Raw genomic sequence first — 9,421 nt, 5'->3', positions numbered from 1 at the left:
CCCGACCTCAGGGAAGCTCTCAAGGACCTGATCGCCCTTGTGTCACGGGAACTCCGTAGGGCGAAGAAGGCCTACGCCTAACGACTGTGGTCGGATGTACGCGGAAATACTAACCCCACAATCAGCGTAGGCTTGTCAGGCGGTGATGAGTAATTGAGTCTTCTCTTCCCGGACAGGCGCACGATAGAACAGGCTATCCGAGAGGACCTGAAGCGCCTCAGGGAGCGGTCCAAGCTAGTCGTTTGGGTGCTGCTGGCCGTCGGTGTCTTTGCCGGCTGGCGCATCGTATACTGGATCATCAAGGCCGTGGCCCAGGCGTACGGGCTCGGGTTCATCTTCCCGGACGACCCGCTCTATCCGCCGCATTAGGATGTAGCATCCCATGAACGCAGGTGAGAGGGCCCTTCTGAAGGCGTCGTCAGCCGCCATGATGATACTGGGCCTGGCTGGCTTCGCCTACCCAGGGCTCAGCTCGAAATTGGTTGTCCTAATTCCCGAGGGACCACCCCCAGGGAGGTTGCACAGAACCGGCCCACGTTTGACATCGTAGGCAGCCAGCTAAGCCAGTGCGGTACGAGACCCAAAGCGACTGCACCACCCATCGGGGGCCTAGCTGGCTTGCTTCATTAGGTAGGGGCTGGAAAGACCCCATTTTGTCTCCGGGCGCGTGACGGGGCATGTAGTCCTAGCGCGGCTGGGTGGAGCGGTCCTCTACCCTGGGGGGGATTTTGGGTCCCCCCGCGTTTCTTATGGAATATGCCAGGCTAAACCAACCTTTCCAAAGCATGGGGGCCTAGGAGTCTGTCGGGCAAACAAGTGATTTGGTAACGGTTTGATACGGGATCGGAAAAGAAACCAGTGGATTTGAGTTGGTTTGGTCGATTGGCTATGCGCTCACGGCTGCTGATTCACCCTTGTGGGAATGGATTGAGGCATCCGACCCACACTGTCGTCTATCCGGAAGCGATCAGGAGACGCTGTCCACTTCGGAATAGCTTGAGCAGGTTGTGGGTCAGACAGATCAGATCCCACTCCGCGGTCACCTTGGTGAGTCCACGGAATGAGAAACGGCGGAAGCCGCGGACCTCCTTGATCTGTCCGAACACGGGCTCCACGATGGCCTTGCGCTTAGCGTAGATCTCTCGTCCGTGTTCCGTACGCAGTCTATGGCGCATCCGCTCAGTCATCGGAGCATCCTTCGGCACCGGGTCGGTGACCGGAGAGAGACCATCCCCATGTTTTTGTTTATCCGGCGGGACGTAGAAGTCCACTCCATGGAACAGCCCTCTGTCCATCGCGTCAGTACTGAAATAGCCAGCATCGGCCAACACCGTCCCCGGCATTTGTCCCAGGTTCTTGGCGGTCTCTTCGAGCATCGGCACGAGTTGCCCTTTGTCATTGGCCTCCTGGGTGACCGCCGCGGCCACGATCACCTGGGCCTCTCCATCCACCACTATCTGCGCGTTGTAAGCCTGTTCGAAGGCCTTGCTGGCCGAGTCTTTCATGATCCGTGAATCGGGATCGGTGAAGTTCTTCTGGGCCTTGGGTTTGGGCACAGCAAGGTCCGGGTCGGGGACCGCCGGCGGCCGGCCGCCAGGTCTGTCGCCCTTGTCCTTCCGCCGCTCACGCTCGGCCAGCTTCTCCTCGGCCTCTTGCTTTTTGTCCTCGGCTTCGCCCTTCGCCTCGGCTTCCAACTGGGCCATGGCCTCCCGGATCTTTAAGAGACGGCTTTCCCGCCGCCGCAATTCCTCGGGCAACTCATCCCCGGACCGTCCCTTGCCGAACTTGGCGTCTTCAGCCGCATCCGTCCGTTCCGCCAGTCTCAGCAGTTCCTCGATCTCCCGCTTGAGCCGGGCTTCCGTCTCGACCATCCGCCCATAGCTCATCGCCTTGTGCTTGGACGCGTTAGCCTTCACCTTCGTCCCGTCCAGGGCCACATGACCCAGCTTCACCAGGCCGGCCGCCTGGCACATCTTCAATACCTGCAGGAAAAGCTTCCGCAGTTCGCCGAGGTGCCGCTGACGAAAGGCCGCGATACTGTCGTGGTCCGGATGTTGGTCCGTCGCCAAGACCCTGAACGCCACATCTTCCCACGTGGCCCGCTCGATCTTGCGGGATGACGCTTTGCCCGTGCAGTACCCGTAGAGCAAGAGCTTGACCATCATCGCCGGGTGGTACGCCGGGCGGCCGCGGCCATCCCCCTCGTAAGCGCGAAAGATGCCCGAAAGGTCCAGGGAATCCACAACATCGCTGATGAAGAGGGCCAAAGACCCTTCCGGCAACCAGTCCCGCATGTCGGGGGGCAACAGGAACAGTTGCTTGGGATCGTAAGGGATGAATGTGTTCATGCCTTACCAGTTCTCTGTCTGGCCTGGTAAATCCTATCTTATTGGGCATTTACCCGACAGGCTCTAGATAAGTTCCTTCTTCCCGGCGGCGAACCGCTTCAGGTCGGGGACATGCTTGGCGATGATCACCGCCGCCAGGGCCATCCCGAAGAGCAGCCGAACCGGGTCCTGATAGATGAACCAGAGGGAGGCGGGGATGGAGGCGACCCCGGCCACCGTCCCGGCGTAGGAGTCCTTGAGGGCGAGGCTGGCCAAGACGGCCACGACGAGGGCCACCGGCAGGGCCAGCGGCGCGAGGAGGAGGAGCGCCCCGATGGTCGCCCCGAGGCCCTTGCCGCCTCGGAAGCCCATGTAGATCATCCAGTTGTGGCCGGCGACACAGGCCACTGCCGCCCACAGCGGGAGGTACGGGTCGGCGGTCAGGTGACGGACCAGGTAGACCACCAGGAGCCCCTTGCCGAAGTCGAACAGGCCGGTGAGGACCCCGGGGACCCGACCGGCGTTGCGGACGGTGTTCATCCCGCCCAGATTGCCGCTGCCGATCTTGCGGATGTCACCCTTACCGAAGAGGCGGGTCATCACATAGGCCGAGGGGAACGAACCAACTAGGTAGGCCCCCACGACGACGGCGGCGGTGAGGATCAGACCGTTCATCCGGATCATTCCTCCCAGATCAGCTGGTGATGGGTTCCTCAGGGCAGAACATCACCCCGAAGGTTCCCGGCCCCAGGTTGGCCGTGATCGCCGCCCCGGTCCTGAAGATGAACATCTCCCCGATGTTGAGGACCTTTTGAAGCTCGGCCGCCAAGGCCTTGGCCCGGTCGAGGACGTCGACGTGGCCCACGGCCACGCTCACCCGCGTCCCCTCCGGGATGTGCTGGCGGCATAGTTCGACCAGCCTCGGGATGACCTTCTGGGCCCCGCGGACCCGGTCGACGGCCGCCAGGACGCCGTCTTGGACCGAGAGGACGGGCCTGATGCTGAAAAGCGATCCGATCAGGGCCTGGGCCCGACTGATCCGGCCGTTGCGGCAAATGCACTCCAGCGAGTCGCAGGTCAGGAAGATGCGGGCCCGCTCGGCCATGGCCCTGGCCGCCTGAAGGATATGCTCCCTGGTCTTCCCGAGATGGGCCAGCCTGGCGGCGGCGATGACGGCGAAGCCCGAGGCCATCGAACCCGTCCCCGTGTCGACGACGTGGATGTCGCGGTCGGGCAGCATGGTGCGGGCCAGGGTGGCCGACTGATAGATCCCGCTGAGCTTCGAGGAGAGGTGGATCGAGATCACCGTCGAGCCATCGGCGGTCAACTCGCGGTAGGCCTGGAGGAAGTCCCCCGGAGAGCACTGGGAGGTCTTGACGACGACCTTGTCGACGACCATCCGTCGGAGGATCTCGGATTGGTCGATCTCGACCATGTCCCGGTAGACCCGCTGCCCGATCCGGACGTAGTTCGGCACGCTGGTGATGCCGTATCGCCGGATCAGGTCGTCGGGCACATCGGTGGCGCTGTCGGTGACGATCTTGATCAACTGGTTGCCTCCTCGCAGTAGGCTGTCCATCTCTCCGGAAATACCTAAGAAGATTAGACCGGCCCGGCCGCAATCCTTCTTACCTGCTCCGCCGGGGAGTCCCAAATCCCTTGCCCCGCCGGGGCGCCGCGGCCCGGGCCCACGGGAGGCGCGGACAGGGCGTCCCCGCGGGGACGCCCTGTCGCTGAAGCTTGCCCTCATTGAGTCCATCAGTGATCCCCGTCGGCACCGCCCGGGGGCGTCGGCACCGCCGTATCCGCCCAGCCTTCAGTCGCCGAGGTCCTGGAAGCGATCCTTGATCCGGTTCATCACGTCGGGAAGCGTCGTGTACTCCATCTCCTCGAGGTGCAGCCGGTGCGGCTCGAAGGGCCCGAGGCGACGGATGTAGTCGGCGATCTCGTTGGCCTTGGCCCTGGCCCCGTCGAAGGCGACGTCGGCGAAGAAGTCCTGCGGCCCGACGAGCTTGCCGTTGGCCAGCTGGAAGCCGAGGGCGACGACTCGCGGCGGTCCATCGAACCGGGTCGGGGTGGCCTGGGCCCGGCCGACCGGCATCAAAGGCCCGGTGTGGGAACCCCGCATCCATCCGGAGACCAGGTGGGGGTTGGCAAAGGGCTCGAGGGCCTCCCCGACCGCCGGCAGCCCGCTCTGGCAGCGGACCACCATCACCGGGTCGTCCTTGCCGACGTAGCGGCCGGCCATCAGGTTGAGCCGCTGGGTGCTGGAGACGGCGGCGATCTCCCCGGTGGCCTTGTTGTAGATGCCCTTGATGCAGTAGTGCCCCGGCGCGCCGATGAAGACGAGCATGTCATAGAGCTCTTCGGGCAGGGAGAAGATGATCTTCTTGTGTTCGATAAGGTCGTGGACTTCGAACTTGAAGCCCTGGTGCATCTTGGGGTCGATGACCAGACCGATGGTGTTGAAGGGATCGCCGAACATCTTAAAGAGCGGGAAGTTCCAGGCCCCCGGCTCGGTCTTGTCGGCCATGAAGACGATGATGGGCTCCGAGACCCGTTCGACGAACTCCATCTCGGCCACCCCCGGGCCGAGCCCGCGGATGTTGCCGGAGAAGGCGTCCGACAGGAGGTCCTGCCCGGCTCCATAGAGCTTGAGCTCACGGGCCACCTCGGTGCAGGCCTTGAACGTCTCCCAGGCGAGCTGGTGGATCTCCGGGTTGTCGATGCCGCGGCGGTGGGTCATGATCAGGTCGATGTCGTCACCCACCGAGGCCACGTGATAGTCCACCAGGAGGTGTTCCTTGTCGGCCCGCGACAGGCACTCCTTGGCCCTGGCCAGCAGAGCTGGGTGAACGCTGGAATGACCGACGTATCCGCCAACGTCCGCCTTGATGACGCTGACGGTAATCTTGTTGTCGCTCACAGCCTTGCCGTCTCCTCCTTCAGGTTTGTCCGATAACCGCAACTGGTAAGCCCGCTCTTTCTCTGGCAATGGTTCTCCCTCCGGCGTCTATATGTAGACATAAAGTCAATTATGTCCTCAACAGTTCACGCAGACCCGCGCCCCCGGGCGCCGGACGGCACGGCCGTTCTGAGTGAACCCAGGACCTCCGATGGCGGCTGACCAACTTCGGCTAAAGCTTCAGCCCGACGGCCTCAGTTACTTCCCTCATCGTCTCTTCGCGCAGACCATACTTATATTGCTCTCGCACGGCCCGCCTTACTTCACCCCCGGCCTTCTCCATCAGTCCGGCGGCCTTGGCCGGGCGTTCGATCCACCGGGCGATCTCCCGCCATGCGGGGTCGTAAAAAACGGCCGTCGGGATTCTCATCTTCCCTTCGACCGAGTACTCACGAACAAGGTCGGGGCTGGCGTCGCGGCCGAAGACCCGCAGGCTCATCCCGGGGACCGTGTCAGCCAGCTTGGCCAAGACCGGCAGGTTGTCCTGACAGTCCGGACACCATTCCTCGGAGACGACAACGACATTGATCCTTCCGCCGGCCCTGCGGACCAGGTCCCCCACGGCCGCCACGGTCTCCGCCGGGACCGCGGTCTCCTGGTAGTTGGTCTGGAGGGCCGGACCGGCGACGACCGAGTCGGCGGCGTATGCGGCAAAGGTCCGGCCCGCCCCAAAACGGGCCTCGTCCATGACTCTCATCGGTCCTGCCCCCCCTCTCGGCGCCCCGGCTCTCCGGGGTCAATGCGGGTTCGGCGCCAACAGTCGCAAAACGAAAGCCGAAGCGCAAAAAAGGAACGGGTTGACCCTTTCTCCCCATTCTCATGGGTTTCCTGCCGTGTCCTGGTGGGCCGGTGAAATTTCGGCAGGAAAATCCCGGCCGGGCATGGAATCATGGGCAATGCTCGGGACCGTCTGAATTATCACCACTGATGCGTCGTCGCTACTAAGCGCCCGCGAGCCTCATTCCGGTGGGGCAGCGGGCGCCTTCGGCTAAGGCCCGAGCGATCTCAGCGGGGGGTGCGTGGCCGTGAGCCAGCGGGCCAAGACTTGGGTGGCCGTCTTGATCATCCCGATCCTTCTGGCGGCCCTGGGGTATTATTCTAAGAACCTGACGACGGCCGAGTGGAACAAGGTCGTCGACTACCGGAGCAAATACGCCTATCAACTTACTCCGGCCGGCCGGACCAAGGCCCTGACGGATCAGGTCATCCTGATCATCATCGACGGCCTCCGGGTGGATGTCTCGAAGCAGATGGCCGTCCTCAACAGCCTACGGCAGAAGGGTGCGTCCTTCACCGTGACCACCGGGCAACCCTCCTTGTCGACCCCGGGCGCGGCCGTTCTGGCCAGCGGGACCTATCAGGAGTACCACGGGGTGACGACCAACTGGTACGAGGGCGCCCTCAAGGTCGACAGCATCGAGGCGGCCGCCAAGCGGGCCGGCCTGCGGACCGGCGTGGCCGGGGGGAAGGGTTGGGACGAGTTGGTCGGGCCATACTGGGATGAGAAATACTACTACGAATGGTCCGACCAGTACGACGACCTGACCCGCGACGCCAGCATCAAGCTGGTCACCCAGGACCCGCCGTTGAACTTCATCCTCGTCCACTACTCCGACACCGATGAGCAGGGCCACGCCCACGGCGGCGGCAGTCCCGAATACCTGAAGGCGGCCCAGGGCATCGATGCCCGGATCGGTGAGTTCCTAAAGCACGTCGACCTGGCCAAGGCCACGGTCATCGTCACCGCCGACCACGGTCACGTCAAGACGGGCGGGCACGGTGGCTGGGAACCCGCGGTCACCGCGGTGCCGGTGGTGATGGCCGGCAAGGGTGTCAAGCCCGGAACCCCGGTCCTGGCCGCCGGCGAGGGCGGGCAGGGTGACGTGGCCACGACCATCGCCGCCCTCCTCGGAACTTCCTTCCCGGCCAACACCCTCGGCCGGGTGGACTGGGAAGCGCTGGACCTCTCCCCGGCCGACCGAGCCGAAAAGGCGCTGGCCCTGGCCAAGACCGAAGGTTCGTTTGCCGGCGCCTACGGCCAGACCCTCAACCGGGCCATCGTCGGGCGTCCTGAGTCGATGGTCCAGGCCGAGCAGGCGGTGGCCTCCGGCGACTACGCCGATGCCGCCAAGTTCGCCGACCAGGCCCTGGTGGACCTCGATCGCTCCCGGTCGGCCGCCCGGGCGTCGATGATCCGGGCCGGCCAACTGGGTCGGCTGCCGGTCATCCTGGTTCTGGCTCTGGTCCCGCTCACCCTGATCATCTGGCTCTGGCGCAAGAATCCCCTCCTCCTCCCCGCCCTCGGCGGCGCGGTCCTCTACTTCGCCCTCTACAACCTGTCGTTCTTCCTCGTCCACCACTATGTCTGGTCGCTGTCCGCCTTCAACAGCGAGGATCAGATCATGGCTTTCTTCAACGGGCGGATGATTGAGGCCGCCGGGACGGCCGCCGCGGCCGCCCTGATCTTCGGGGTCTACACCGGGTCGCGCCGAAAGGCCCTTCAGCCGGCGGTGACCGGCGGCAACCCCCGGGGTGGCGCGGGCGTACCCTGGTCCCTGGCGGTGGCCCAAGGCGGGGCGTTCGTATCCCTGTTCATCGCCTACGGTATCTTCCTCCAGGTCCTCCTGGCCGTCCTCGACTTCGGCCTCGACTTCGCCTGGTATCTTCCCAACTTGAAGGTCGGCTTCAAGTTCTACCTGGATCTGCTTCAGGCCGTGACCACCGGATTCGCCGCGCTGGTCACACCGGTCGTCGCCATCCTCGGGGCGGCCCTCGGTGGACTGGCCATCTTTCGTCGGAAGGAGACTTCTCTCAGAGCATGAGCCATCCCGGCTCCGAACGACTCTACCACGATGATCCATATCTGACCAGTTTCCAGGCCACGGTGACCAGTTGTGAACCCGCCCCGGACGGCCGCTCGGCCACGCTGACCCTCGACCGGACGGCCTTCTACCCGGAGTCGGGAGGGCAACCCGACGACCGCGGACGCCTCTCGGGGTGGCCCGTCATCCGGGTCATCGAGGATGAGGCGACCGGCCGGGTGCTTCACGTGCTCGGCCCGGCCCCCGCCGACGGCTCGCCCGAGACCTGGCCCGTGGTCGGCAGCCTGGTCGACGGCGAGATCGACCCGGCCCGCCGGGGCGACCATCGCCAGCACCACGCCGGGCAGCACCTCCTGTCGGCGGCCTTCGAGAAGCTCTGCGACGCCAACACCGTCGGCTTCCATCTCGGCGCGGAAGTCGTCACCATCGACCTCGACAAGGCGTCCATCCCCGCCGAGGACCTCGACCGCGTCGAGGATCTGGCCAACGCCGTCGTCCTCGAGGACCGCCCGATCATCCCTCACTGGATGACCTGGGAAGAGGCGTCGCGCCTACCTTTGCGAAAGCCCCCAACCCGGCGGGAGGGAATCCGAATCGTCGAGGTCGGCGACTTCGACTGGTCCCCCTGCGGCGGGACGCACCCGGCGCGGACCGGTGAGATCGGCCCGATCAAGATCATCGGCCTCGATCGGGTCCGCCAGAGCCTTCGGGTCGTCTTCGTCTGCGGCGGGCGGGCCATCCGCGACTACCGCCTCAAGGACCACATCTCGCGAGGCCTGGCCGGATTGCTCTCGGTGCCCCCGGCCGAGGTGTTGGAGGCCGCCAGGAAGACCTTGGAACAGGCTGAGGCCCATCGTAAGGCCCTGACGGAAGCCCGAGAGGCCCTGATCGCCCAGGAGGCCGAGGCCCTCTGGGCCGAGGCCGAGGCCCTCCCCGACGGACGGCGCCTGGCCGTCCGCCGCTTCGAAGGGCGGCCCATGGCCGAGCTGAGACTCCTCTGCGGCCGCCTCACCGCCCACCCGCGGACCACGGCCGTCCTCGGCACCACCGACGGCAACCAGGCCCAGGTGGCCATGGCCCGCTCGGCCGACCTCGCCGACCTCGACTTGCGGCTGGTGATCAAGGAAGTCCTGCCGGCCATCGGCGGCCGCGGCGGCGGCAGTCCGGTCGTCGTCCAGGGCGGCGGGCCCGAGGCCGGCGGGCTCGACGGGGCCCTCGCTAAGGCCCGAACGCTGATCGCCGGGATTTGAGGGGCTGACGACTTAAGCACCAGCAAGAAACAAGGGGCGGGATTCCTCCCGCCCCTC

8 protein-coding genes are annotated in these 9,421 nt (G+C 65.1%); 3 read left to right on the top strand and 5 right to left on the bottom strand.

Annotated elements, in window-relative coordinates; all coding sequences use genetic code 11:
• Positions 1–153 precede the first annotated feature (153 nt).
• Entirely contained in the window at positions 154–369 is a 216-nt protein-coding gene (locus VGL40_13175) for a hypothetical protein (GenBank protein HEY3316216.1), read from the top strand.
• A gap of 584 nt (positions 370–953) precedes the next feature.
• On the opposite strand, the gene VGL40_13170 is transcribed toward VGL40_13175, so the two are convergent.
• From VGL40_13170 to VGL40_13150, 5 genes are all read right to left on the bottom strand, one after another.
• Entirely contained in the window at positions 954–2,348 is a 1,395-nt protein-coding gene (locus VGL40_13170) for an IS1182 family transposase (GenBank protein ID HEY3316215.1), read from the bottom strand.
• A gap of 63 nt (positions 2,349–2,411) precedes the next feature.
• The gene (locus VGL40_13165) at positions 2,412–3,002 is read right to left on the bottom strand and encodes a glycerol-3-phosphate acyltransferase (GenBank protein ID HEY3316214.1); all 591 of its coding nucleotides are present in this window, start codon (positions 3,000–3,002) and stop codon (positions 2,412–2,414) included.
• Between the two features lie 19 nt (positions 3,003–3,021).
• Positions 3,022–3,876 carry a DegV family protein gene (locus VGL40_13160; GenBank protein HEY3316213.1) on the bottom strand — a complete coding sequence of 285 codons (855 nt, stop codon included), beginning with the start codon at positions 3,874–3,876 and terminating at the stop codon, positions 3,022–3,024.
• Between the two features lie 267 nt (positions 3,877–4,143).
• On the bottom strand, positions 4,144–5,253 hold the full coding sequence (fbp, locus tag VGL40_13155; GenBank protein HEY3316212.1) for a fructose-1,6-bisphosphate aldolase/phosphatase: 1,110 nt from the start codon (positions 5,251–5,253) through the stop codon (positions 4,144–4,146).
• Between the two features lie 211 nt (positions 5,254–5,464).
• Positions 5,465–5,989, bottom strand: coding sequence for a thioredoxin family protein (locus tag VGL40_13150; protein HEY3316211.1), 525 nt, complete (start codon positions 5,987–5,989; stop codon positions 5,465–5,467).
• Positions 5,990–6,317: 328 nt separating this feature from the next.
• Between VGL40_13150 and VGL40_13145 the strand changes: the two genes are divergently transcribed.
• Together VGL40_13145 and VGL40_13140 are read left to right on the top strand one after the other, a co-directional pair.
• Positions 6,318–8,114: an alkaline phosphatase family protein gene (locus VGL40_13145; protein ID HEY3316210.1), complete on the top strand. Its 1,797-nt coding sequence runs from the start codon at positions 6,318–6,320 to the stop codon at positions 8,112–8,114.
• Complete coding sequence (locus tag VGL40_13140; protein HEY3316209.1) at positions 8,111–9,364, top strand: DHHA1 domain-containing protein; 1,254 nt, start codon at positions 8,111–8,113, stop codon at positions 9,362–9,364. Before VGL40_13145 ends, VGL40_13140 begins: the two co-directional genes overlap by 4 nt.
• Positions 9,365–9,421: the final 57 nt, after the last annotated feature.

Source organism: Bacillota bacterium, from assembly GCA_036504675.1.
Taxonomy (GTDB): domain Bacteria; phylum Bacillota; class Sulfobacillia; order JAJYWN01; family JAJZPE01; genus DASXUT01.
The sequence above is the reverse complement of the archived record's forward strand: the minus strand, read 5'-3'. Positions and strand labels throughout refer to the sequence as shown.

Excerpts from the sequence above, each read along its gene's own strand:
- VGL40_13170 (HEY3316215.1), bottom strand. The coding sequence starts at position 2,348 with ATGAACACATTCATCCCTTACGATCCCAAGCAACTGTTCCTGTTGCCC.
- VGL40_13165 (HEY3316214.1), bottom strand. The coding sequence starts at position 3,002 with ATGAACGGTCTGATCCTCACCGCCGCCGTCGTCGTGGGGGCCTACCTA.
- VGL40_13150 (HEY3316211.1), bottom strand. The coding sequence starts at position 5,989 with ATGAGAGTCATGGACGAGGCCCGTTTTGGGGCGGGCCGGACCTTTGCC.
- VGL40_13140 (HEY3316209.1), top strand. The coding sequence starts at position 8,111 with ATGAGCCATCCCGGCTCCGAACGACTCTACCACGATGATCCATATCTG.